Consider the following 25684-nt stretch of genomic DNA (forward strand, 5'->3'; position numbering starts at 1 on the left):
GGAAAATTAACTTCGTGGCAAGAAAACTGTAGAAATGATCATGCGCTATACAGAGCCTTACACTATCTCGATATAAATGTATGCGCCCTAAATATGGGGTTATACATGGAAAAAATGCTAATCAATGCAATGCAAACAGAAGAAATTCGTGTTGCACTAATTAAAAACAATCAATTATTTGATCTGGATATTGAATGCCCAGGAGAAATAAAGAAAAAAGGTAATATTTATAAAGCTATTGTCACAAGAAGAGAACCCAGCCTTGATGCTGTTTTCGTTGAATATGGTTCCAAACGTCAAGGTTTCTTACCCCTGAAAGAAATAGCGCCTGAATATTTAAGCAAAAACCCGGAAGAGTTTGGAGATGAGAAACCTCCAATTACCAGCCTTATCCGTGAAGGCCAAGAATTACTTATCCAGGTGGATAAAGAAGAAAGGGGTAATAAAGGGGCAGCTCTGACGACTTTTATTACCCTGGCAGGTTGTTACCTCGTTTTAATGCCCAATAACCCTCATTCTGGCGGAATATCAAGACGCATTGAAGGTGAAGAGAGAGATGAATTACGTGAAACATTAAATGCCTTAACCCTTCCTGAAGACATGGGTCTTATTATTCGCACTGCAGGTGTTGGGAAAAGCCTGGAAGAGCTGCAAGATGACTTAAACATGCTTTGCAATCAGTGGCAATCCATCAAGGAAGCTTATAATTCAGAACTTGCACCTTGCCTGATTCATCAAGAGGGCGATGTCATTATTCGTTCCATTCGCGATAATTTGCGAAAATCCATCAGTGAAATTATTATTGATGATCAAATCTCCTATATCAAAGCAAAACAATACATTGAACGCGTAAAACCAGAGTTTTTACCTAATCTAAAACTCTATAACAGTAGTATCCCTCTTTTTAATTTCTATCAAATTGAAAGCCAAATTGAGACAGCTTACCAGCGTCAGGTCATGCTTCCTTCTGGAGGTGCCTTGGTCATCGATAGAACTGAGGCTCTGGTATCAATTGATATTAACTCTGCCAAGGCTACAGGCGGTGCCGATATTGAAGCGACTGCATTAAATACCAACCTTGAAGCAGCTGATGAAATTGCTCGTCAGCTTCGCCTGCGTGATTTAGGTGGTCTGGTAGTTATTGATTTTATTGACATGAGTTCAAGTAAAAATCAAAGAGAAGTTGAAAATCGGCTCAAAGAAGCGCTGCAGGCTGATAGAGCCAGAATTCAAGTCGGACGAATTTCACGTTTTGGCCTTCTTGAAATGTCACGGCAACGCCTCCGATTATCATTAGGAGAAACTGCCCAGGAAGTTTGCCCTCGTTGTGAGGGTAGAGGAACTGTACGAAGTATACAGTCACATGGCTTATCGATTACCCGTCTTATTGAAGAAGAAGCGCTCAAAGAAAAAACAGCTGAGATTCAAGTGCAATTACCGCCAGAAATGGCCACGTTCATTATGAATGAAAAACGCAATTTTATCAGAGATATTGAAAAAAGGCATGGCGTCAGTGTCGTTGTTATTGCGAATCCTTATTTGCACCCTCCACAATATACGATTACTCGTCTGAAAGAAGACAATGTAGGGAAATCTAAAAAACCAAGCTACTCTTTGATTCAGCAACCTGAAGTACAGGTTCCCAGCAGTGATAAAGAGCCGGCGTCCCATGACGAACCTGCTGTTAAATCATATGCCGAACACAGGGTCATCAAACATCCTCATACCAGTTTCATTAAGCGATTATGGACCAGTTTATTTGGCGGCCATTCAGCAGCTGCCCATACCGCAACTCAAGAACCCGGTAAAAAACATCATCATCGCGCTCAAAGTCAAGGAAAACACACGTCTTCCAAAAACTCAGGAGGAGACAAACGTCAACAAGGCAGCAATCCAAATCGTAGACGTCGTTCAGGCGGAGGTCAGCAACGTTCTTCATCAGGAAATACAAATGCTGGCGTCAGCGCAAACCAACAACGGAAAAAATCCAACGCGAATCAGCAAAGTCATGGTGGCCAACAAGGAAATCGTTCAATCCCTGCAAAAAATGAAGGCAACAAAAAAAGGGAAGCCATACTGGCTAAAGAGCAAGAGGAGAAATAGGGCATATTAATATGTACCTATTCATTTTTTCAATTAAGGTTTATCCGCAAAATCCAGGCAACCTCTGGATTTTCGGATAAAACAGGGCACATTTTATTGTCAGGATACCGATTTTAAAATTGTAACTATTCATGGGGTATGCAAATTTTCCTGTATAATCCTTAATTACATATCCCTTGAACAGTTACTTAAAATTATAACTTTTAAAACAAGCCTGGCTCTTGTTCCTTAAGTCCTTCTCTTAATTAACTAAAGCAATAGTCTGATTATCCTCTACTACCTCTACTTTAGGTTGGGAGACTTTACCTTTGGGTGGACTATACATTCCATGGGAAAGCAAACCTGAATGAACAGGGGCATTACTGGGTTTAACGTTTTCTTTGTCTACTACTTTATCCAATCTGTGTACTTTATCTAATTTAGGTAAACCCAATTTTTCCAAGCGTTCAACTTGTTGCTCCTGACGCTTTAATAATTCACTATAGCGCTCATTGCTTTTTCTTAATTCTTCTTTGACTGTTTTAAGTTCTTCTTCTGCCTTGCAAATTCGCTCCGCTACTTGATCAAAGCTGACTTGTTTCTCATTCAGGAATCCATCCAGTTTCTTTTGAAATGTGACGCGTTGTTCTTCATCAGCAATGACTGTTCCTGTCAATGTCTGGACTGTTCCCTCCAATGTCCTCGCCACTGTTTTAGCCTTTTCAACTTCCAGACCTAAAGACAATCTGACTTCATGTAATTCAGCTATTTTTTCAGCTAACTGCAATTGGCTTTTTTCGTATTCCTTTCTGATTTTTGACAGTTCTTTTTGATTCTTTTCCAATAAATCCGTTTGTTTTGTGGTAGACTCTTGAAGTTTTTTGACGGTTTGCTCCATTTCATTTGTATCTTTACGGAGCATTTTCTCAATTTCAATATACAACTCGACCTGCGCACTCAGTGATTCCACTTCACTGCCCAGTCTATCGATGTTATCAGTTAATCTGAGATTTTCATTCTTAAATTTCTCTATTTCCTCGGCAAATTTTTTGCGAATTGAATCCAATGCCTCAATCGTAATTTGTAACAGATCTGCCAAACCAAAAAGTCCTTCTTTTAATCGTTTGGCAATATTCACATTGCAAGTATGGTGGTCATCCAAAACAATTGCACCTGCTGTATAGGTTATTCCTGTTACTCCCCCTATTACTAATAAAACACCGATGTGGGCAAATAATCCTACTGCCAAAGTAGGTGCTGTCAGGACAATACCACCTGTAACTTTCTGCCACATAGGTAGTTCACCCCAGGCAGACGCAGCACGAGTAATCAGGCTGGGATTTTCCGCTATACTGTCTACTATTGATTCCAGGCTTTCTTTAACTTGGCTCAGTTGTTTTTGGGTATCGACGATTTGGGCAAGACTACCGCTTTCAATTTCAGGAGTGTCAGTACTTGCCTTAGGATCCTTATCAGTACTGTCCAAGCTAGAAGTAGTGATTGTTGATTTGCTATCATGTTGGATCAATACTTGAAGCTCTGTTTCATTAGTAGCCATATTTACTCCTTACGATTAAAAATCTTCCTTAGATGTCCATTTTTAATCATAAATTATCAATAAGACAAGTAATTCTTGCATTTTTTACAATTAAATTTTATTTTAATAAACCAACCACAAAAAAGTTCTGAAAATTCAAATACTAAGTCAAAATGAGGCATTATCATCTTTTGACTTATTAATGCTCCTTATGAATTAATACTCTTCATGCAATATCGGATGACAAAATAATCTTTTCTTTTATTTAAAAATAAAAATTTGCTTTCACATGCAAATAAAACAATCAATTTGCCACTAAAATTATTTGTGTAACTTGTATCAAAAATTGATACAATCACGCATTAAAACATACAGTTCATTTTCAATTATTTAATAATGAACGTGAGTTATGGATAAGATAGGTCGTTATCTCCAATCGTTCGGGCTGAGGAGGCATTTATGCCGTCTCGAAGCCTTATATGGAATTTAATGTTTCATGCCAAGGCTTCGAGACGATGCTTAGGCATCTCCTCAGCCCGAACGAACCCTGCATATCGACTACTTCTTATATAATCCTTATCCATAATTCATGTTAATGAGGAAGTTTCTCTAAATGACATTTTGCATTGGTCAACGCTGGATAAGTAACACCGAATCACAACTGGGTTTAGGTATTATTACTGAAGTAGATGGCAGACAAGTTTCTATCAGTTTCCCGGCCGCTGGAGAGGATAGAATTTACGCTATAGATAATGCGCCACTAAGCCGCATAGTCTATAAAACAGGTGAAGAAATCCTTACCAATGATCAGCAAAAAATAAAAATAACTTCCGTCCAGGAACAAGATGGTGTTTTACTGTATACAGGAAACGACGACTTGGGAAATGTGACTCAAGTTAGTGAACTGGCACTTAACTGTTTCATCAAACTTAATTCCCCGCAACAAAGACTCTTCAGCGGATTATTAGACAAACTGAACGCTTTTAAGCTTAGAATTAAAACCTTAGAGCATTTAGGTCGATTACAACAATCTAAAGCAAGAGGCCTATTAGGTTCGCGAACTAGCCATCTTATCCACCAAATCTATATCGCTTATGAAGTTGCCCAAAGATTTGCTCCCAGAGTGATGCTTGCCGACGAGGTTGGATTGGGAAAAACCATTGAAGCGGGAATGATTTTGCATTATCAACTGCATACTGGCCGTGCTTCACGTGTATTAATCATTGTTCCAAATTCATTGATTCACCAATGGTTTGTCGAAATGTTAAGGAGGTTCAATCTGCATTTCTCTATCATTGGTCCAAATCAATACGATGCCATGCCATCCGCACTTGATGAGTTGGAAGATAACGACAATCCAATCGAGCCAGCATTAGAAGATGGCAATCTGTTTGAAGATGAACAACTGGTATTAACCAGCCTGGATTTCCTTCTGGAAAATGAAACAGCGCGTCAACAGGCATTAGCTGCGCAATGGGATCTTCTGGTAGTAGATGAGGCGCATCATCTTTATTGGTCGGAAGACTCACAAAGTCCCGAATACACGTTCATTGAAAAATTATCCGCTCGAAGCACAGGCCTGCTTCTTCTTACCGCGACTCCTGAACAAGTTGGAATGAAGAGTCATTTCGCTCGTCTTCGTCTACTTGATCCAGCACGCTTTTATGATTTTTCAGCCTTTGTAAATGAAGAAAAGCAATACCATGAAATTAATAAAATAGTTCAGGATCTCATGGATTATAAGGAAAAAAATGGCGTAGATGAGTTAAATCCCCAACTCCACTCTCATTTAAAACAACTCTTGGGTAAAGAAGCTCCTGCTGGCATTAATGCAACGATCAAAGAGTTGCTTGATAGATTCGGCACAGGTCGAGTACTTTTTCGCAATACTCGTGCAGCGATTAAAGGATTTCCCGAAAGAAGAATACACCCTGTCGCATTAACATGCCCAGCGCTTTATTCCGAGATAATCAGAGAATCCAACTTAATCCATCTTTACCCTGAAACTTTGCTTAATAATGACTCCTGGATAGACCATGACCCCCGAGTGCAATGGCTTGTTAACAAAATTAATGAATTACGTCCGGAAAAAATTCTGGTAATCTGCGCAAAGGCAAAAACAGCCATTAGTCTAGAACAGTATTTAAAATTAAAAACAGGCATTCGAAGTACTTTATTTCATGAAGGACTTACCATTATAGAGCGTGACAGAGCCGCCGCTTATTTTGCAGAACAAGAAAATGGTGCACAGGTTCTTGTTTGTTCCGAGATAGGAAGTGAGGGAAGAAACTTCCAGTTTTCCCATCATTTGGTTTTGTTTGATTTGCCATTAAACCCTGACCTTTTAGAACAGCGTATCGGGCGTTTGGATCGTATTGGTCAAAATCATCCCATTGAAATTCATGTACCCTATTTAACGGGTACCGCGCAGGAAAAGCTATTTCGCTGGTATCACGAAGGAATCAACATTCTTCAACAAAGCTGCTCTGTTGGCTTTTCAATTTTTGAAACTTTTGAAAATCGGCTGACACCTGTTTTATCTAATCCCATGCAGGAGACTAACGAACACTCATTAGAGAAGCTTATTGCTGATACCCAATTACACACCCACCATATCAAAGAAGCCCTTAATGCGGGAAGAGATAGATTATTAGAATTAAACTCTTGTAACTACGCTATAGGGAAAGAACTCATTGAAGCGATAGAAGCAGAAGAAAATTGCCTTGAACTTGAAAATTACATGTCGCAAGTGTATCAGGAATATGGAATTGATCAGGAATATCATTCCGAGAATGCCGAAATATTGCGCCCTGGTAACCACATGAAAACCGCTCATTTTCCTGGACTAAAAGAAGACGGTATGACCGTCACTTATTCTCGCCCTAAAGCTCTTGTTCGGGAAGACATGGAGTTTTTAAGTTGGGAACACCCCATGGTTTACGACACTATGGAAATGATCCTGGAGTCAGAACTTGGCAACGCCACAGTGACTACTATTTCAATCAAAAGCATAAAACCGGGTACCCTCTTCCTGGAAACTTTTTATACCATTAATTCTTCCGCCCCTAAATACTTACAACTTGACCGATTTATTCCTTCATTGCCAATTCGAATTTTGATGGATACTACCGGTAAAAATTTATCAAGCATTTTAAGTTATGAGCAGCTTAATAATCTGTGCCAACCACTTAAACGTCATCTGGGTTACCCTGTTATTAAACAAGTTCGTGAAGAGATTGAATCCATTCTGCAACAAACCAACAAAATCGCAGAAGATCAGATGAAATTATTTATTGAAGAAGCAAAATCAATGATGGAACTAACGACTTCTCAAGAAGTTAATCGACTGGAATCCTTGCAAAAAATTAATCCCGCTATTCGCGATGAAGAAATTGAGTTTTTTAAAAGGAAAATTTCAGAGAGTAATTACTTCATTAATAGCTCCACTTTAAAACTTCAGGCTATTCGGGTTGTAATCAATGTCAGTTAGTTAATCATCCCTTCACAAATTGACACGAGAATAAAAGAAATTGCTTGTCTTACAGGCTGGACGCTGATTTCACAAAATCAACAACTATTAGATTATTAACCGAAAATTTCTGTTTATAGGCCTGTCGCAACAGGATTAACGCCAATATTAGGATTAATCCCACAATCATCCAGAATTTTCAATAAATTATTTCCTTTACGGGTTAATCGTTTAATACAGTATTCTTCCAGATAACTGCTCAAAACATAATAATATTCATCTAATATCAAAATATTAAGAATTTTCTCCGCTCTTTCCAGATGATGCTTCTTGCCATGATCACAAGCTTGAAACAAAATACCTCCCAATATTGCAGCAATACTTGCTTTGCGTTCAGGACTGGCTAAATAAAAGCGTTGTATGCATTCATCAAGGGCCCTGTCTTTATCCCACTCGACCCACTCATCATACAGTGATAAGGCCGCGTCAGGATTAAAATTTTCTACACTGGTCAGCTCTTGCATAGAATATGCGACTGGGACAACCGCTTGCACATTAGCCCAAGAACAATTTCCACTAATTTGAGAGCTGATTGGCATTTGAGCAAAAGGAAGCAGCCCCAATTGTTGGTTTATCACTTGATGATAAAATCTTCTGTTTTGTTTTTTATATAAAAAGTCATGGATAAAATTGACTGTCAGTGCCTCTGGCCTGGTTATTCGGTAAATATTAACGCTTCCTTCTTGCAAGCTGTTTTCACCCCTGTCAATTTTTGCCCACCACTGGTGATAGCGGACAAAACATAAGGCATGACCACGACTTGCCGCAGGAAGAATCAGCATGGGAGCTTTTAACAAAGCGGCGATACGTTTGAAATGTTGTTCGCCAAGTCTGGGATGATGTTGATACTGCAACAGTTCTGCTGCGTCAGTAAAAGCATCCATAATATTATGAATATATGGAAAATAATCCCTTAAATGCCGAGTCGAATAACTACTGATAAATCTCCGCAAGGAGTCTTTTACAACAGCAACAGTGAATTCCAAAATAAACCCTTCATAATCGAGCTCGATGAATTCACCTTTCGCATTGACAATATCCACATCGCCTTGCAATTCAAATCGATGACCAATCAATTTGGCATTAATAAAATCAAGAGCAAAATCAAGTTTCGCACCATGATGGTACAACAACTGCTTTATTGCGTCTTGGCCACGCAAAACCGGGTAAACCAACACACAAAGACCATTACGAGTGTAAGCATTAGGATCAGCACCATAGGTTAACAAGAGTTTGGTCATATCCAAATCATTATTGTCCACTGCCCAATGTAATGGAGTACGTCCTGTGACATCTGGCTTGTTAATATCAACTTTGCGAGCAATTAACTGCTCCGCAATTTTAACTTGCCGTGTAATAGCACACTCTATGAGGGGAGTAAAACCATATTCATCGATATCATCCAAAGACTCCCCTGCGCGCAGATAAGCATCAAAATCAGGCATTCTATGACTGATAATATCGTTTGCAATACTCATTTAGGGCCCCCGTGGGGTAGGTGCTGTAGTAAATTTTGGCATGTTGCCTAAACGTAATTGTTTTTCTTTATCCTGTTCTCTTCTCTCATTATCAAACTCCCTCCGTGCTTCCGTATTGAGCGGAGGTTCGGGATTTAAATTAGGATCTATTCCATCGAAACGCTGACTGTTCAATTCAGGGTGTTGCAATATATTGTTTTGCAACTCCCCTTCTGGAGCAACCTTGATTTCTTCTTCCGAATGTTCGCGTGCTTTAACAGAAGCAAATCTCCTCTCTCCCTGCTGCTCAGCCAACCGCCTCCGTCTTTCCATTGCTTTTGTTTCAGCCACCAGAAAAGTACTTTCACTTCGATTGGAAGGCAAGCGTGTGGGTAACTCGACATGAAATACTGAGCCCAGCAAGACATAAACAGCCGCAGAACCACCATCCTTAGGCTTGGCACTATGAAATGCCAATACTTCATTGATCTGAGGTAACCACCGATTAACCAGATTTTTCATTAAAGGCGGTTTGTCCTGAGAATTATCCGCGCCATGAATAATAAGAATGCATTGCTTATTACTTTTTATTTGAGTTTGGATAAATTGATATAAACTCTTACGCGCAGATTCAACTTTTAAACCGTTTAAATCCAGTTCCGCTTCCCAAGGAATTTTCCCATTTTTTAAATCATTGAAGCGTTTTGATGATAAATTGGAGCGAGAGTAAGACAATACAGTACTCGCGAGTACTATCTCTTCGATTTCATCAGATAAATAATATTCTTTCGCCATCTTTTTCAAAATTTAACAGTCATAATAGAAGTATAACTTAGGATATAAAAAGTATGGCATTTTTTCTAACATAACCTGCATGACCGATGGAGGACATACAGGTTTGCTATCAAGATACTGAATCTCTGTTATTGTGGCAACGGAAGCTTTACAGAAACTCTCTTTGCAGTATTTCAGCGATCTGTACCGCGTTAGTTGCCGCACCTTTTCGGATGTTATCAGCGACTATCCACAAATTGAGCCCGCAAGGATGAGAAATATCCTGTCTTATACGCCCTACAAAAACATCATCATGTCCGACTGCATCCTTAATTGCAGTGGGATAACTTGCTTTAGCAGTATTATCCACTACAGTAACTCCAGGTGCTTTTGCCAAAAGCGCACGAGCATCGTCAGCCGTCAAAGGTTTTTTTAATTCCAGATGAACCGCTTCAGAATGCCCATAAATAACAGGAACCCTGACGGCTGTAGGGTTAACCATAATGCTGTCATCTTCCATAATCTTGCGAGTTTCCCAGACCATCTTCATCTCTTCTCGGGTATAGCCATTGTCTTCAAATTGATCAATATGCGGAAGTGCATTAAAAGCAATTTGCTGAGGATAAACTTGAACATTAGCTGGTCTTCCATTTAAAAGATCACCTACCTGAGCAACCAGCTCGCTGATGGCTTTTTTGCCAGTCCCGGAAACAGACTGATAAGTCGCTACATTGATACGACTAATACCAACAGCGTCATAGATTGGCTTTAGAGCAACTACCATCTGAATGGTGGAGCAATTAGGGTTAGCAATAATACCTCTTTTAATATAATCAGCGATTCGATGAGGATTGACTTCAGGGACAACAAGAGGAATATCATCCTCATAACGAAAACAGGATGTATTATCAACCACCACACACCCGGCAGCCACAGCTTTTGGCGCATACTCTTTTGAAACAGCGCCACCGGCAGAGAATAAGGCGAGATCCACTTGGCTAAAATCAAATTCTGCCAAATCCAAAACATCCAATTCCTGATCTCGAAAAGTTACTGTCTTGCCTACTGAGCGAGAACTCGCTAATGGATAAAGGGATTCAATTGGAAAATTTCTTTCTTCCAAAACGGTTAAAAAGGTTTCTCCAACAGCGCCTGTTGCCCCTACAATAGCTACATTCAAATGTCTGCTCATTATGACCTCATCTTACCATCAGTTAACAATGCCTTAGCCAAGTATATCCCCTATCTGCGAAACGAAGTACTGACTACGACACGGATAAATTTTTAAACAGTCTAATTTATTATTTACACTGTGCTTTATGTCGTAAATAATGATCCATTAACACCAAAGCCATCATTGCCTCTGCAATTGGCACGGCTCTTATTCCCACACAAGGATCGTGACGTCCCTTGGTTACTACAGTGACCTCTTCACCTTCAGTATTAATGGTTTGTCCTGGAGTTGTGATACTTGAAGTTGGTTTTAAGGCTATACTCACTTCGATAGGTTGTCCAGTCGCTATTCCCCCTAAAATACCACCGGCATGATTACTCAAAAATCCCTTGGACGTCATTTGATCTCTGTGATTACTTCCCAGCTGCTCCACAGCATTAAAACCAGCTCCTATTTCAACACCTTTAACAGCATTAATCGACATCATTGCATAAGCGAGAGTGGCATCCAGTTTATCAAATACCGGATCTCCCAACCCTGTTGGCACTCCTCGTGCCAGTATCTTCACTCGAGCCCCAACGGAATCGCCCTGGCGTCTCAAGCGATCTATATAATCAGCCAGCTCGTGAACTTGCTTATTATTAGGGCAAAAAAAAGGATTTTTATCGATTTCACTTTCATTTTCAAATCGCAACTTCAAATCGCCCATTTGTTGCAAGTAACCAATAATATCCAGGTTTAAATAACGCTTTAAATACAATCTGGCAATGGCACCGGCAGCAACTCGTGCCGCTGTTTCACGAGCGGAAGACCGACCCCCGCCCCTATAATCTCTGTGCCCATATTTATGATGGTAGGTAAAATCAGCATGCCCTGGTCGGAACAAGTTTTTAATGTCTTCATAATCCCTGGAACGCTGATCAGTATTCTGTATCAGTAATGCTATAGGAGCGCCTGTCGTTTTCTCTTCAAATACACCAGAAAGAATTTGTACCGTATCGTCCTCTCGCCTCTGGGTGGTGTATTTGGATTGACCCGGTTTGCGTTTGTCTAGAAAAGGCTGGATATCTGCTTCATTTAAAGGCATTCCGGGAGGGCAACCATCAACCACACATCCAATAGCAGGACCATGGCTTTCACCAAAGGTTGTTACAGTAAATAACGTTCCAAAGGTATTCCCTGACATGCCTTACTCGCTTATTTAAAAAATTCTTCTAATTGCTGTTTTGTTAATAAAAACACCCCTTGCCCACCGTTGCTCATTTCCAGCCAGGTAAAAGGAACCAAAGGATAGGCTTCGCATAGAGCCTGTTCACTATTACCTACTTCCACGACCAAAACTCCATGTTCACTTAAATAAGCATGGGCGTTCTTTAAAATTTTTTCAATAATAGCTAAACCATTATTTCCTGTTTCCAATGCCAAAACCGGTTCATGGCGATATTCATCCGGCAGGGTCTGCATCTCTTCCTTACCCACGTAAGGGGGATTGCTCACGATCAAATCATATTGTTTCCCTGACAGTGCTGTAAAACAATCCGATTCGATCAGTGTCAATTGATCGCCAACATCATGACGTTCACAATTCTTCGTAGCTACAGCCAATGCTTCATTTGAAATATCCACGGCATCGACCTGAGCCTCAGGGAATGCATAACAACAGGCAATCGCTATACAACCACTCCCGGTACACAAATCCAAAACCTGATGTACTTGTTCCGCGTCTATCCAGGGGGAAAATTGATTACTGATTAACTCTCCTATTGGTGACCTGGGAATAAGCACTCGTTCGTCAACATAAAAAGGCAAATCACAAAAATAGGCTTCCTTGATTAAATAAGGTACGGGCACTCTTTGATTAATTCGTTTATCCAGTTGATTACAAAGATGTTTACGTTCACTGGTTGTTAAACGTGCATTTAATAAAAAAGGATCAACATCGTATGGTAAAGACAAACTTCTCAAAATCAGGGATCTCATGTCATCCCATGCATTGTCCGTACCGTGACCATAAAATAATTGTGCGTTTTCAGCACAGGATAAACTAAATCGTAAAAAATCCAGAATAGTAACGAGTTCTTCTGTTTCCTTGCTAAAATAACTGCTCACGAGCTTATCAACCATAACCATAGAAAAAGTACAAATTGTACACTAAATTAAAACATATGTCGTGCATTCTTTAATACTAGGGATGTGATCAAAAGAGTGCCTTTGCATAGCTCGATTCTCACCTAAAGAATTACTCCAAATTAAGTTATAATTAAATATATTCTTTTGATTCCTGTTAAAAATGACTGATGATTTCTTGTCTGATGAGGATAAAGCCCTGTTTCGTCATCATATGCGTTCTGTAAAACCATTAAACGAAAAAACCAAGCGAGAGAAAACCTCGACTTTGTCCACCCATGAAAAAAAAACCACAACGTCCGAGAGTCACTCCATACCCAAAGAAGAATATTTTTTATCCGATTTTATTCGTGACACTGTGGAGTCTGATACTGTTTTGTCTTTTTCAAATTCCAGTATACCCAGTCAGAGATTTCGATCGCTAAAAAATGGACAAATTCTGTGGGAAGCCAAACTGGATTTACACGGATTAAAAACTGAAACAGCTCGTCAAGCTCTTTATGATTTTATCCAGACTCAATCACTCAATAATAAACGCTGCTTACTCATTATTCATGGCAAAGGAGGTCATCAAGGCGCTCCTCCGGTAATAAAAAATCTAATCAATCGCTGGTTGCCGCAATTTAGTCAAGTTCTGGCATTCCATAGTGCTCTTCCAAAAGATGGAGGCTTGGGGGCTGTGTATGTCTTATTAAAAAGAAATAGAGAAAAAGATGAACAAGACAATTACTAGTAACACTTTACTTGCGTTAAAGCAGTAATCTTAGGATAATTCGTCAAATTAAAAAATATCTTGAGTACAGCTATGGAAAAATTAGGTCAGTTCATCATCAATCATTGGCAACTCTGGCTCGCCTTTGTTGTGGTTGTATTTTTAATTTTCATTAATGAAATACTCTCTCAAAGAAAGAAAGCCAAGGAGGTTTCACCGCAATCCTTAGTTGATTTAATGAACAATGAAAATGCCATCGTCATCGACATACGCGACAAGGAATCATTCAAAAATGGCCATATCATTAATTCAATGAACGTAAACCCTGATGATTTTGATCAACAAAAAATGAGCAAGTACAAAGATAAACCCATTATTCTGGTCTGTGCCCGAGGCTTACAATCTCCAACCCTTGCAATGAAAATCCGCAATCAAGGCTATCAACCTCTCGTTCTGAGTGGAGGAATTCAAGCTTGGCAAAACGCTGATCTTCCTTTAGTGAAGGGTAAATGAACAGATGAATGAAGTCATACTCTACACTACAGGTTATTGTCCTTATTGTATTAAAGCGAAAGAATTGTTAGATAAAAAGAAGGTTATCTACACCGAAATCCGCGTCGATTTACAGCCTGAATTACGTGAAGAAATGATACAAAAAAGTGGTCGACGTACAGTGCCTCAAATATTCATTAATAACCAGGCAATAGGTGGTTGCGATGATTTATATGCCCTGGAAGCCCAGGGAACATTAAATGAACTTTTAAAAAAATAGGAATAAAACATGACTGAACAACTGAATACTAATCAGCAAAATGATGAAGCTCAATTCATGATTCAACGAATATATATCAAAGATTTATCCTATGAAACACCAAATACTCCGGCTGTTTTTCAACAACAATGGGAACCAGAACTCAAACTGGATCTCAATACAACGACGACTCAACTGGATAAAAACGTTTATGAAGTGGTTTTAACTGTTACAACCACAGTGATGAATCAAAAAACCACTGCATTTTTGGTTGAAGTAAAACAAGCAGGCATCTTTACTATCCAGGGCGCCGCAGCAAGTCAGTTGGATCACTTGCTTCATAGTTTCTGCCCCAGCATCCTGTTCCCCTATGCTCGTGAAGCAATTACCTCGCAAGTCATTCGTGGCAGCTTCCCCCAATTAGTACTCGCACCGATTAATTTTGATGCTTTATATATGCAGCAGCTGGAAGAAAAACAAAAAGCAACTGGAGCTAAAGACGAGACTGTTTCTCACTAAGATGAATAAAAAAACCATTGCCATGTTAGGTGCCGGCTCCTGGGGCACCGCTGTCGCAATTCATTTAGCTAAAATAGGGTATAAAACGCTGCTGTGGAGCCATAATCCACAGCATGTTGCCCTCATGGCTGAACAACATTCAAATCCAGCTTATCTTCCTGATATAACTTTTCCAGAGAATTTGATCCCATCTGATGATTTAATTCGATGTGTTCAAGCGTCAGATTATGTCATCATAGCGGTTCCATCCCATGCCTTTGCGGAATTAATCAATAAAATCCCTAAATCAACCAAAGGGTTAGCGTGGCTTACTAAAGGTGTTGATCCAGGAAGTCATCAATTATTAAGCCAGCTGGTTGCGAGTCGATTTGGGATTGATTTTCCCATAGCAGTTATTTCAGGACCTTCCTTTGCCAAAGAAGTGGCCCGCTTCCTGCCAACAGCTCTCACTTTGGCCAGCAACAATATGAGCTATCAAAAAAAAATGCATGAGTTATTTCATCACGATAACATTCGTGTCTATTTAAGTGATGATTTAATAGGCGTGCAATTATGTGGCGCTGTTAAAAATATCCTGGCGATAGCGTGTGGAATCAGCGATGGCTTAGGGTATGGTGCCAATGCCAAAGCAGCGCTTATCACCCGTGGACTTGCTGAAATGACTCGTTTGGGATTAAGCCTGGGAGCACGGCAAGATACTTTTCTAGGCTTGGCTGGTGTAGGGGACTTGGTATTGACTTGTACCGATGATCAATCGCGCAATCGCCGCTTTGGATTGCTCTTGGGTCGTGAAGTGCCTATTCCTGAAGCCGAACACCAAATTGGCCAAGTAGTTGAAGGGAAACACAATGCCGCTCAAATTTGCGCTATAGCCAACAAAAATAGGGTGGAAATGCCAATTTGTGAGCAAATTAATGCGCTATTGCATGGTATTGTTCATGCCCAAGAGGCCGTGAACAACTTAATGAGTCGTCCCGCTAAGGAAGAATAACCCTAACCCATAGCATCAATCAATTCAATATCACTCAAACTCAATTGCTCGCCTAAAAATATCTCGCCTACCTTCTGGAACCTATTAATAGAATCTGTTACCAAATAGTTGATTTTAGGGGCCACAACCAAATTGTCATTGTGTAGATTTTGATTTCGCAATAATTCATAAAGAGAAATTGCAGTCGCCTGAGCAGAATCGACAATTGCTACGCCTTTGGGTAATAAGCTGGATAACAAGGGTTTAAATACTGGAAAATGAGTGCATCCCAACAACACCGCATCTTCATCCGAAAAATCGTCGAGATAATGTTTCAATGCCTCACGAGCAACGGAATTAGTCACCATGCCTTCTTCTGCCAAGGCGACCAAAACACTACAAGCCCGACTGCTGACAACCGCCTCAGGCAAACTCTTAATGATCAAGTCATGATAAGCTCTGGAAGCAATGGTTGTTTCTGTAGCCAGAACAGCAATACGATGATTTTTTGTAGCAGACACAGCAGCGGCTGCACCAGGTGCCACCACACCCAGAACAGGGATATCGGTTAACATGCTCTGTAAATGAGGCAAGGCAGCCGTCGTTGCCGTATTACAGGCAATAACTAAAGCCTTTATGCGACGCTCAACCAGAATTTTTGCCATTTGCATAGCATATTGTTTGACTGTGTCAGGGCTTTTCGTACCATAAGGCAATCGGGCCGTATCTCCCAAATAAACAAAGGACTCGTGAGGTAATTTATCACGCAGAGCCCTTAAAACCGTAAGCCCCCCCATGCCTGAATCAAATACACCAATAGCCAATTCCTTGTTAGAGTTCAATTGAGTACTCCTTATTGTCATTTATTTCTTAGCCCTGTCATTTGGCAAAAGAGCGTCGTTCCACCAAAAATGAGAACCAGAGTCATTATTATTTACTTACGCATCCCTGTACTTGGACTTTCAGGTGCTGGTCCTTCCTGTTCAATGGTTTTCTCGGTTGTTTTATGTACCGGATTCAGTTCCTTCTTCATCTTGCTTTGTTTATCAGTGATCTCTTGTACTTTGGAGTCCACTTTTTCTCTTTCTTTTTGAGGACTAAATTTCTCATCAGTCATTTGTTGCATATGTTTTATTTTAGACTGTATTATGTTTTGGGTCTCAGTTAATCCTGTGTTAGTAAATACTTGGCTATATAATGAATTGCTACTAAATCCCCACAACCGTCCTTTTACATTATCTGGATGGAATACCGCAGAATTTACCTCAATCGCGTCACGGCTAAACTTGAATTTTGGATTCTTTTCACCAAGAATCACCAAGGCAGTGTACAAATATTCCAGCTCTTCAGGATTAGATCCGCGTAATCTTATTGGTTTATCCTTGGTTGGAGGACTATCCAGACTCGCTAAAATATCAGCCGCCATAGCCATGGAGAAATTGACTTTAGCTTCTACCAGAGGATCATCACTTGGACTGGTTGGAGGTGGGACTTGGGTCGGGAATTGTAAAATCTCAAATTTACTTCCGGGAACCTTGCTTATTTCTCCTTTTTTGCTCGTTACCTGATCAGGAACGTTGTTATCCTGAGTATACCGTCCTATCGTTTCAACAGGAGCTCCGGATTTTGGTGCCGTTTTATGAGACACATCAACAACAACGATCTGTCCTTCCGGTATTTTTTCACCAACAAGAAATTCTTGTATCTTTCCGGTAGAGCCAGTGATAGCTGTCGTACCTGATGATCTCAAGGAAGGGTTGGGTACATTGGGTAATGGAGGTATCTGATCGCGCGAAACAGGAGGATGGCGTTTAATACCCTCGGAATTGTAGTAGTAATGCATCTTACCTTTGGCTGCGACATCCACTTCTTTTACAATAGTCTCTAATTTTCCCTGTATTTTTTTATAAAAATCCAAATCGTTGCGCACCGCACTCAATTCCGCTTCCAAATCAGTACGTAACTTTTTGATTTCCTCTTTTTGTTCCAGGGTCAAGCCAGTAGCCTTAAATTCACTGTCTTTGGGCAAACTTTTCAAATGACCTTCGAGAGCGACCACCTGACGCCTTAATTGATCAACAACAAGCCCACAATCCCTGGACAATCCTTCGTATCTCTCTTTCATTTCAGCCGCTTTCGATCTGGCGGTACCCTGAAAGGTTGGGTTGTATAAATGAACCGGATCAATATCATTGATAAACTTTAACTTATCAGCATTGGTTCTTATTGGCCCTGTGATTTTTTTAATAGCCTCGAATTCGGTATTCAGATCATGGACTGCTGTCATTACATTAGCAGGATTGGTATCTAACAATTCCTGTTTCCTGATATCATTTTTTATTTCGTTAAATAAAGCAGGGGTTAGCTCCCTTAAACAATCTTGTTTAAGCTTTTGAAGCCCCGGATCAGTCGGATTTTTGCCAAATAATTTATCGGTGTATTCTTCAACGGTTTTACTGTCCTTTAGATGTTCCAAAAAATAATTTGTTATAGGTGAGCTTGTAGGTGTTGATGGCTTTCCACGTATTCCAAAAATTACAAGTTTATCCAAACTTAATAAGACACCTAATAGTTTTTTATTTCCTGAATTGGCAGGGTTATTGTATTCAATGTACAAATTCTTATTATGTTGTTGCTGCTTACTCATCTCATCTTTTCGAGGAGTTGAACTGGTAAAAGCACTACCATCATCGTTTAAATTAAACGCGTTATAAAAATCTTTTTGATTTACCGAGCCAGATTGAGTTTTAATGGCATCAATCAAGGTTTTGTAGTCGGTGACCTGGGTATAGGTATTGGGGTTAGAGTTGGCGGTGGTTAATGCCTGATTAATAGCAGCAACTTGCTTATCATTTAAAGTGATTTCAGGTTTAAAATTAGCCAAAACTCTGGCTACCTCGGCATTGTGAATAGCTCTAAATCCCTCGAGTCTTTTATTCTCTGTCAAGAGCTCTGCAATGCCGGATGCGTTTTTTCCAAGGTAATGTTCTGCTACATGAGATTCATAAGCGTTCATTAAATGGCGTAATTGTTGTGGCTTGGCCAAAATCTCTCTTTGTTTTTCTACTGGAAGCTGGGTCAATGCGCTCATTAATTTCGAATGAGCTCCACTACCTAAAGAAGAGACCCTGTTTATTTCAAGTTCAAACTGGCGCGCTCTCGCCCATTGTTTCATATCCTTCAAGTCGCTGTCTTTTACCCAGTCCGCTGGAGTAATACCTAATTTACCCAGTACCTCTTTAAATTTATCCAGATTTTTAGCCCCATCCAATGCCTTTAAAGCATCCAGTGCTTTTAAATTCGGCTCATCCTTAATATTATTAATAAAGCTTTTCATCATGCTTTTTTTGAGCGAGCCTAAATTTTCTTCTGTCACCGCTTTATCAATGTAGTCATGGGATCCCAAAAGGGCAGTTTTTTTTAATTCAGCAATCAATGCATTGGCATCTTTAGCATTGAGAGCATCCTTGAGATTTTGAGTTGTTGATGATAAAACGGCTTGAAGATAACGAGCTCCCAAAACACTTATAGCCATGCCCGATGCATATTCTGGTAAATACGTATTGTAGGGCTCGTCCAAGCTGTCTTTAAATGCCTCAAATGCACCATCCTCTAATCCTGTTTTCTTGGCTAAAAGTGCATCGTGCGATAGTGATTGGACATAGTCAACAAATCCAGCCTCGGCAGCTTTCTCTTTTAGCTTCTGAATCCTCTCATCCAAAGCCTCTTTTACTTTATCATTTAGAGGATATGCTAATGCTCCTTTCCCTTCAGGAGGAAAACCCAAAGCACTCATAACGCGCACAGCATCATCCCTAGTCCCCGCACCAAGTAATTCCTCTAGTCGTCCGTTATTTTCAGAACCGTTAATCAATTTGATTAATAACAATTCCCCAGCTTCTTTTTTAATTCTATTAATCGCTTCATCAGATAATACATTAGAGGATTTATTGATTGTTACCGAAGGAATAGTGAGTGCAGGCTCATTCTGTTTCCAACCATGCACATTCCCTTCACTAAAATTACCCAAAACAGGTTTTTTGGATTCGATATAAGCCCTGCACTCATCTGGATTGTTTTTCAAAATTGCAACTAAAGTGTCTGCATCTGATTTTTCTAACCCGAGTTTGACTCGTTGTTCTGCAGCCAATTGATGTAATTTTTGAAAACTGTTTGTTGAATCATTAGAGTCCAAAAAATTGTCTGATTCTAAATATTCTTCTCGACTTGGACCAAAAAGCCATCCTTCTTTAAACTCCATCAAGCTGGAATAATCATGCTTATCCCAAAAATCCTGATTATCAGTTATTACCTTTCTAAAAGCTTCAGGATCAGAGGGATCGGTTTTCAATATATCATCTAAAACTTTTGTAAGCTCATTACGAAGAGTTTCATCACTTTTTGCTGATTCTGCAATTTCTTTCAGCGCATCAAAAAATTCTTTATTTTTGGCCATACGGATGTACTCCTCGAGAATCATTATGTGTTCATTTTAAGCTAAAAATCTTAAGTTATCCTTAAATTTTGCCGATACTAATTCCACAGGGTGAATAGATTGAAACTTAAGTCAGCTTTATAAATAGAAGTATAGCAAGGATAAGGTGAATAGAATGAGAATAAAAATAATTCTTTGTGGATTAATTCTAACAAACCTAAGCTATTCCCAAGGCTGTATTGTTGGCGGTCAGGCTTCTCAGCCCAGGTATGTCTGTTTTGATGGGCGGACCCTGGACCTGACTGAAACAGGTTTTGTTTGGAATGCCAAGCGGGGATGTTTTATCAGTTCAGTACCTTGCTGCAACTATAATGCCACGCATTACGCCTATTACCCAAACCCAACTAAAATAGGCGGAGCCTATGCCCGCTGCAGACACGATTATCCGTTTACTCTTGGTCAAATGCAAACGCATTAATGTTTAAACCAACAAAAATCGAAAGTTTTTTTGAATTTCATTTAAGTCAAACTGGTTCAAATACAGAGAGAAACTCATCCACGCGCTTAAAGCAGCCAAATCCTGGAAAGGAGGCGGAAGATACACTGGATCCGTTAAAATCTCGCGCTCTTTTAACTCCCCTAACAAAGGTAAATCATCCAAAACCAGCTTGCCGGTAAATAATAGTGGGATTGTGTCGACTCTTTTTTGACCTATAGCAAAGCGTATATAATTGTAAATTAAAACAAATCCCTTGGCATAGGATAAATCCTTGGTAAATGGGCCACCTGTCGGTGTGCTGCCTCTAAAGATACGTACTGATTGATTATAGCTGTCTTCCTCTGATAATCCACATTCCAGGAAGTAGCGATAAATATCAATAAAATCCGCTCCTTGAGTCACCTTATCCAGGGCAATTACGCGGTTTGTAATTTTCAACATCCGGCCCGGATAAGAAGAGAATGTCACTACTTCAGTAATGACTGCCAAGCCCTCCTGAATCACACTGCTGGAAGGAGAACCTTTAGAAAGAAAGAAGCAATTCGGTTGCAAAGCCCCATTGAGGGTCGTACCCACATGAACCCAGCCCTCATGGACTTCCAGATAGCGCAAATCCCTATCGCTAAACATGGCATTCTGGCTTAATTTGATACTGTCAGCCCCGGCAGACGCATCAGCAATCATATCATCACTGACCATAACACTCACTCGACCAGGGTGCTTGTCAAAAAACGTTCCTAACCGCTCCTGTAAAATTTCCTGAGCCTGTATCGGCGTGTAACGCTTGACATCAGCCTGAGATTGCAATTGGACCTGGAGACTCTTTAATACATCAAACAGCAGAGAACCCATTTCACACATACGTGGTCCCCCCACATAAAACACATCATCCGGGCTACCATACAATTCCATGGCCATTTCACTAAATGAGGGAGTACCTCGCAAGGATAACATCTGGGCAGCACGACTATACTCTTCGCATTGACGCCTGATTAAGCGAGTTACAGTGGAATATTGCCCTAATTGATTTTGCGCATCACGCAAAATGATACGGAATTCTTCCTGCTTGTCTTTTACTTTAAAGGGCAGTGGCTTACCGTCATAATAAGCCTTATCAATAGAAGGGAGTTTTTTTCCCTTGAACTTAAAAAATTCCTGCTTTACTGACTCATCCCATTTGATGCTATCAAGAATCCTGATTTGACGCTGCGCCTCCACGATACGCTGAGACAACTCCTGTATTATTAACAACTCTCCTGATTCTGATGGCGTCATGATGAATCCTTATGAAGTTGTAATATCTTCCACAGGAGGCACTATGCTGACCCGCGCATCCTGAGTTTGTTGAGGTAAATCATAAAAATTACTAATATTGGCGCTAGTCAATGGAGGCGGTACTACCAAAGCTTCACCATTACGGCTCTGTAAATATAAATTCTCTCCATTACTGGCATAGCGAGAATTACATGCTGCTAGTGCCAGTGCTGCCAAGACTATAAAACTCAATTTTTTCACAACAAAATCCTCAGTTATATCAACTCTAAATTCTTCAATACCTTTTCCAAAGCCTGATGATGTTTTTCAGACAACTCCGTCATAGGTAATCTTAATTCCCCTCCAATCAATCCCATTTTTTTCATGGCCCACTTCACTGGAATTGGATTCGATTCCACAAACAGGAGTTCATGTAAAGGCATTAATTGTTCTTGAACACGCAAACAACCTGCTTGGTCATCATCCATTGCCAAATCACACATTTTTGCCATCAATTTAGCAGCCACATTAGCCGTGACTGAAATAACACCTTTAGCCCCCGTCAACAACCATTGGGCAGCTGTCAAATCATCGCCACTGTAGACATCAATACTCCCTTCACACAAGCGCAAAATTTGCTGCAAACGAGTCATCTGCCCGGTTGCTTCCTTTATTCCTATTATATTCGAAATTTTAGCCAGTCTTGCTACCGTTTCAGGCAACATATCGCAAGCTGTTCTCCCTGGAACATTATATAAAATAATCGGAATAGCTACAGATTGGGCAATATGACTGTAGTGCTGATACACCCCCTCTTGAGTAGGCTTTATATAGGCTGGTGTCATAATTAAAGCAGCATGCGCCCCATACTCCATGGCTTGCTGAGTTAGTTCAATACAATCCTTGGTCGCATTCATAGCGGTACCTGCAATCACTGGCACTCTTTCTTTTGCCTGTTCAATGACTGTTTTGATAACCAGAAGTTTTTCACTATGTGATAAAGTACCAGCCTCACCGGTTGTACCAGCCGCAACCAAGGCATGAGTTCCCTTGGCTATGTGAAATTCAACCAGCTCTCGCAGATGATGAACATCGACGCTGTCATTTCGCATCGGGGTTACCAAGGCTACTATGCTTCCACTAAACATGTTACCCTCAAAAAATTAATAGTCCACATTCTTATATTACTGGAAAACAGACATCCGAGTAAATTTTTAAATAACACTTTAGTCAACCGTAACGCTCTATCAGCAAACCTTATCTCCAACAACACGCCTATATTTGAGTAAATTTTTTACATATTTGTCTTATTTTGTACTATTCTTGATATGAAGGCAACAACTTACAAAAGGAAGTTTACTATGAAAAAGATTATACCAATGTTGTTTTTCATAGGGATATCAACCACTATGATGGTAGGTTGCACGAATACTCAAGTTGGAACAGCAGTTGGAGCAGCCGCGGGCGCTGGTATTGGCTATGGAGTTTCTGGAGGATCAGCATTAGGAACTGCAATTGGCGCAGGAGCTGGTGCATTGGTAGGCGGCGCCATCGGTCAAGAGCAAGACAGACGTGAGTATTATTACTACAGCGGTTACCCCTACTATTACTACTAATACCACTGGCTGACTAAATTTATTCTTCATTTAATAATTTTAGCGCTCTGATTAAGAACCTGGTCTTTTCTAAATGTAGGAAGGATCAGGATAGTTCTTTATTTGAGCAAAACCATTGGATAAACGATAAGAAAAAATCGATTACTCCTTTGAAAAAAATCCTGCTACTAAAATTTATACAATTCATCAAAAATTTTTGTTAACAAATAATAAGGCATTATTAAAAATCCATTGCTATAATCAAGTCATGGAAAACAATGACTAAGGATAGTAAATATGAAACTGAAAAATAAAGTCGCTATTGTCACAGGGGCAGCAAGTGGAATTGGTAAAGAAATTGCGCTTGTTTACGCTAGAGAAGGGGCAAAGGTAGCAATCGCTGATCTGAATCTTGATCAGGCAAGTCATGTAGCAGAGGAAATCAAATCATCAGGCGGACAGGCAATGGCTGTGGCCATGAATGTAACCGATGAAACACAAGTCAATCAGGGTGTGGATAAAGTAGCCGATCACTTTGGAGGGGTTAATGTTTTAGTCAGCAATGCTGGCATTCAAATCATCGAATCAGTTGATAAATTAGCTTTTTCAGACTGGAAAAAAATGCTCGCTATTCATTTGGATGGTGCCTTTTTAACTACTAAAGCTTGCTTAAAATACATGTATGCCTCTGGAAATGGCGGCAGTATCATTTACATGGGCTCTGTCCACTCCAAAGAAGCCTCTGTACTCAAAGCACCTTATGTGACTGCCAAACATGGTCTTTTGGGCTTATGCAAAGTAGTTGCCAAAGAAGGTGGCACACACAAGGTCAGAGCCAATGTTATTTGCCCGGGATTTGTCCGCACTCCTCTCGTTGACAAACAAATTCCAGAGCAAGCAAAAGAATTAGGCATCAGTGAAGAAGACGTCATTAAGAAGGTGATGCTAAAGGAAACAGTTGATGGGGAATTCACCACCACAGACGATGTGGCGCAAACCGCTTTATTTTTTGCGTCTTTTGAATCGAATGCGCTTACAGGACAATCATTGGTAGTCAGTCATGGTTGGTTCATGGAGTAAACAACCATGACTCGAACTAAAAAGTCTGCAAAACAGGTTGAGTATCCCCATATTGCATGCAGCTTTCAAGGCGGTGGCGCTTTGGGCGCTTATCAGGCAGGAGTATTGCACGCTTTAAATGAAGTGGGATACCACCCTCATTGGTACGTGGGAACTTCAATTGGAGCAATTAACGCTGCCATTGCTGCAGGTAACTCTGATAAAGAGCGGATAGAAAAAATGGTTCAATTCTGGGAATCTATCGCTACTCCTTCTGCCGTCAATGAATCCGCCCTTCTCGATGATCAGATAAGTAGAAAAGTTCAACACTTAATTGCTGCTCATTCGGCTTTACTCTTGGGCCAGCCCGGTTTTTTTGTACCTCGTTTCCCTTCTCCGGATTTCGGTTGGCATAATAGCCCTGATTTATTAAGTTATTATGATACTTCTCCCCTGCATAACAGTTTGGAAAAGTTTATCGATTTTGATCGCCTGAATAATAATAAGGTAACACGAATCAGCGTAGGTGCTGTTGAGGTAAGCAGTGGCATGATGACTTATTTTGATTCCTATAAACAAAAAATTGGACCTGAACACATTATGGCAAGCGGCGCGCTTCCTCCTGGTTTCCCAGCGGTTAAAGTCGATGGTAAATATTACTGGGATGGTGGCATATCAAGTAATTCACCAGTCAATTATATCCTCAATCATAACAATCAAAAACAGCTGCTTTGTTTTATGATTCATTTGTTTGATTCTTTTGGTATGGTTCCCACCTCAATGGATGAGGTATTAAAACGTAAAAAGGATATTGAGTTTTCCAGTCGGTTTATAAAATTAATCAACCTTCACAAGGAAATTTATGATTTAAGAAACACGATTCATATTTTATCAAACCATCTTTCTCCAGAGGAAAAATCAAAACCTGAAATAAAGGAATGTATTAAAAAAGGACACCCTTCCTCTATCTCACTGATTCGATTTTTATATGAGCACGATGAAACGGAATTGTCTTCAAAAGATTACGAATTCTCCAAAAAATCCATTCATGAACGCATTCAAAAAGGTTATGATGATGGTAAAAAAGCGATAAAAAAATCGCCCTGGAATCAATCAGTCCCAACGACCGAAGGTATAGCACTGTATGACATGTCTGCCAAAGACACTATGAAAAAATATCAAGATTAATTAATTGGACACCAGGTACTAT

22 protein-coding genes are annotated in these 25684 nt (G+C 40.0%); 11 read left to right on the top strand and 11 right to left on the bottom strand.

What is annotated here, in order from left to right; translation table 11 throughout:
- The first annotated feature begins 105 nt into the window (after nucleotides 1-105).
- Nucleotides 106-2103, top strand: a complete 1998-nt coding sequence (locus CC34_RS01000000116595; RefSeq protein ID WP_032830202.1) for an Rne/Rng family ribonuclease — start codon at nucleotides 106-108, stop codon at nucleotides 2101-2103.
- A gap of 241 nt (nucleotides 2104-2344) precedes the next feature.
- Here the strand turns inward: CC34_RS01000000116595 and CC34_RS0113125 are convergent, their stop codons facing one another.
- The gene (locus CC34_RS0113125; RefSeq protein ID WP_027227328.1) at nucleotides 2345-3640 is read right to left on the bottom strand and encodes a LegC2/C7 family Dot/Icm T4SS effector; all 1296 of its coding nucleotides are present in this window, start codon (nucleotides 3638-3640) and stop codon (nucleotides 2345-2347) included.
- A gap of 592 nt (nucleotides 3641-4232) precedes the next feature.
- Between CC34_RS0113125 and rapA the strand changes: the two genes are divergently transcribed.
- Nucleotides 4233-7109 carry an RNA polymerase-associated protein RapA gene (gene rapA / locus CC34_RS0113130; RefSeq protein ID WP_027227329.1) on the top strand — a complete coding sequence of 959 codons (2877 nt, stop codon included), beginning with the start codon at nucleotides 4233-4235 and terminating at the stop codon, nucleotides 7107-7109.
- Nucleotides 7110-7222: 113 nt separating this feature from the next.
- Here the strand turns inward: rapA and ankH are convergent, their stop codons facing one another.
- The 5 genes from ankH to prmB all read right to left on the bottom strand — a co-directional run bounded on the left by ankH (nucleotide 7223) and on the right by prmB (nucleotide 12683).
- Nucleotides 7223-8626, bottom strand: coding sequence for a Dot/Icm T4SS effector AnkH/LegA3 (gene ankH, locus CC34_RS0113135; RefSeq protein WP_027227330.1), 1404 nt, complete (start codon nucleotides 8624-8626; stop codon nucleotides 7223-7225).
- A complete protein-coding gene (locus CC34_RS0113140; RefSeq protein ID WP_028377817.1) occupies nucleotides 8627-9400 on the bottom strand; it encodes a Smr/MutS family protein in 774 nt (257 codons plus the stop codon). It abuts the gene before it with no gap.
- 148 nt (nucleotides 9401-9548) lie between these two features.
- Nucleotides 9549-10571: an aspartate-semialdehyde dehydrogenase gene (locus tag CC34_RS0113145; RefSeq protein WP_027227332.1), complete on the bottom strand. Its 1023-nt coding sequence runs from the start codon at nucleotides 10569-10571 to the stop codon at nucleotides 9549-9551.
- Nucleotides 10572-10680: 109 nt separating this feature from the next.
- A complete protein-coding gene (gene aroC / locus CC34_RS0113150) occupies nucleotides 10681-11739 on the bottom strand; it encodes a chorismate synthase (protein ID WP_027227333.1) in 1059 nt (352 codons plus the stop codon).
- A gap of 11 nt (nucleotides 11740-11750) precedes the next feature.
- Nucleotides 11751-12683: a 50S ribosomal protein L3 N(5)-glutamine methyltransferase gene (gene prmB, locus CC34_RS0113155; RefSeq protein WP_027227334.1), complete on the bottom strand. Its 933-nt coding sequence runs from the start codon at nucleotides 12681-12683 to the stop codon at nucleotides 11751-11753.
- A 160-nt stretch (nucleotides 12684-12843) separates the two neighbouring features.
- On the opposite strand from prmB, the gene CC34_RS0113160 reads away from it, so the two are divergent.
- From CC34_RS0113160 to CC34_RS0113180, 5 genes are all read left to right on the top strand, one after another.
- On the top strand, nucleotides 12844-13413 hold the full coding sequence (locus CC34_RS0113160) for a Smr/MutS family protein (protein ID WP_027227335.1): 570 nt from the start codon (nucleotides 12844-12846) through the stop codon (nucleotides 13411-13413).
- Between the two features lie 72 nt (nucleotides 13414-13485).
- A complete protein-coding gene (locus CC34_RS0113165; protein WP_027227336.1) occupies nucleotides 13486-13905 on the top strand; it encodes a rhodanese-like domain-containing protein in 420 nt (139 codons plus the stop codon).
- A gap of 4 nt (nucleotides 13906-13909) precedes the next feature.
- Nucleotides 13910-14164 carry a glutaredoxin 3 gene (gene grxC / locus CC34_RS0113170; protein WP_027227337.1) on the top strand — a complete coding sequence of 85 codons (255 nt, stop codon included), beginning with the start codon at nucleotides 13910-13912 and terminating at the stop codon, nucleotides 14162-14164.
- A gap of 9 nt (nucleotides 14165-14173) precedes the next feature.
- Nucleotides 14174-14662: a protein-export chaperone SecB gene (gene secB, locus CC34_RS0113175; RefSeq protein WP_011216200.1), complete on the top strand. Its 489-nt coding sequence runs from the start codon at nucleotides 14174-14176 to the stop codon at nucleotides 14660-14662.
- A 1-nt stretch (nucleotide 14663) separates the two neighbouring features.
- Entirely contained in the window at nucleotides 14664-15653 is a 990-nt protein-coding gene (locus CC34_RS0113180) for an NAD(P)H-dependent glycerol-3-phosphate dehydrogenase (protein WP_027227338.1), read from the top strand.
- Nucleotides 15654-15655: 2 nt separating this feature from the next.
- On the opposite strand, the gene murI is transcribed toward CC34_RS0113180, so the two are convergent.
- Together murI and CC34_RS0113190 are read right to left on the bottom strand one after the other, a co-directional pair.
- Entirely contained in the window at nucleotides 15656-16495 is an 840-nt protein-coding gene (murI, locus tag CC34_RS0113185) for a glutamate racemase (protein WP_080272063.1), read from the bottom strand.
- A gap of 71 nt (nucleotides 16496-16566) precedes the next feature.
- A complete protein-coding gene (locus CC34_RS0113190) occupies nucleotides 16567-20112 on the bottom strand; it encodes an interaptin (RefSeq protein ID WP_080272064.1) in 3546 nt (1181 codons plus the stop codon).
- A 130-nt stretch (nucleotides 20113-20242) separates the two neighbouring features.
- Between CC34_RS0113190 and CC34_RS0113195 the strand changes: the two genes are divergently transcribed.
- Nucleotides 20243-20545 (top strand): hypothetical protein, encoded by a 303-nt coding sequence (locus tag CC34_RS0113195; RefSeq protein WP_027227341.1) that lies wholly within the window; start codon nucleotides 20243-20245, stop codon nucleotides 20543-20545.
- Between the two features lie 3 nt (nucleotides 20546-20548).
- On the opposite strand, the gene CC34_RS0113200 is transcribed toward CC34_RS0113195, so the two are convergent.
- Genes CC34_RS0113200 through dapA form a run of 3 tightly spaced genes read right to left on the bottom strand, consistent with a single transcriptional unit; the run spans nucleotide 20549 to nucleotide 22968 of the window.
- Nucleotides 20549-21841, bottom strand: coding sequence for a flavohemoglobin expression-modulating QEGLA motif protein (locus CC34_RS0113200; protein ID WP_027227342.1), 1293 nt, complete (start codon nucleotides 21839-21841; stop codon nucleotides 20549-20551).
- Between the two features lie 9 nt (nucleotides 21842-21850).
- Nucleotides 21851-22081, bottom strand: a complete 231-nt coding sequence (locus tag CC34_RS0113205) for a hypothetical protein (RefSeq protein ID WP_027227343.1) — start codon at nucleotides 22079-22081, stop codon at nucleotides 21851-21853.
- A gap of 14 nt (nucleotides 22082-22095) precedes the next feature.
- Nucleotides 22096-22968 (bottom strand): 4-hydroxy-tetrahydrodipicolinate synthase, encoded by an 873-nt coding sequence (gene dapA / locus CC34_RS0113210; RefSeq protein WP_028379626.1) that lies wholly within the window; start codon nucleotides 22966-22968, stop codon nucleotides 22096-22098.
- Nucleotides 22969-23181: 213 nt separating this feature from the next.
- On the opposite strand from dapA, the gene CC34_RS0113215 reads away from it, so the two are divergent.
- The 3 genes from CC34_RS0113215 to CC34_RS0113225 all read left to right on the top strand — a co-directional run bounded on the left by CC34_RS0113215 (nucleotide 23182) and on the right by CC34_RS0113225 (nucleotide 25662).
- The gene (locus CC34_RS0113215) at nucleotides 23182-23436 is read left to right on the top strand and encodes a YMGG-like glycine zipper-containing protein (RefSeq protein WP_027227345.1); all 255 of its coding nucleotides are present in this window, start codon (nucleotides 23182-23184) and stop codon (nucleotides 23434-23436) included.
- A 276-nt stretch (nucleotides 23437-23712) separates the two neighbouring features.
- Nucleotides 23713-24495 (top strand): 3-hydroxybutyrate dehydrogenase, encoded by a 783-nt coding sequence (locus CC34_RS0113220; protein ID WP_027227346.1) that lies wholly within the window; start codon nucleotides 23713-23715, stop codon nucleotides 24493-24495.
- A 6-nt stretch (nucleotides 24496-24501) separates the two neighbouring features.
- Nucleotides 24502-25662, top strand: a complete 1161-nt coding sequence (locus CC34_RS0113225; RefSeq protein WP_027227347.1) for a patatin-like phospholipase family protein — start codon at nucleotides 24502-24504, stop codon at nucleotides 25660-25662.
- Nucleotides 25663-25684: the final 22 nt, after the last annotated feature.

Source organism: Legionella pneumophila subsp. fraseri, from assembly GCF_000586315.1.
Taxonomy (GTDB): Bacteria; Pseudomonadota; Gammaproteobacteria; order Legionellales; family Legionellaceae; genus Legionella; species Legionella pneumophila_B.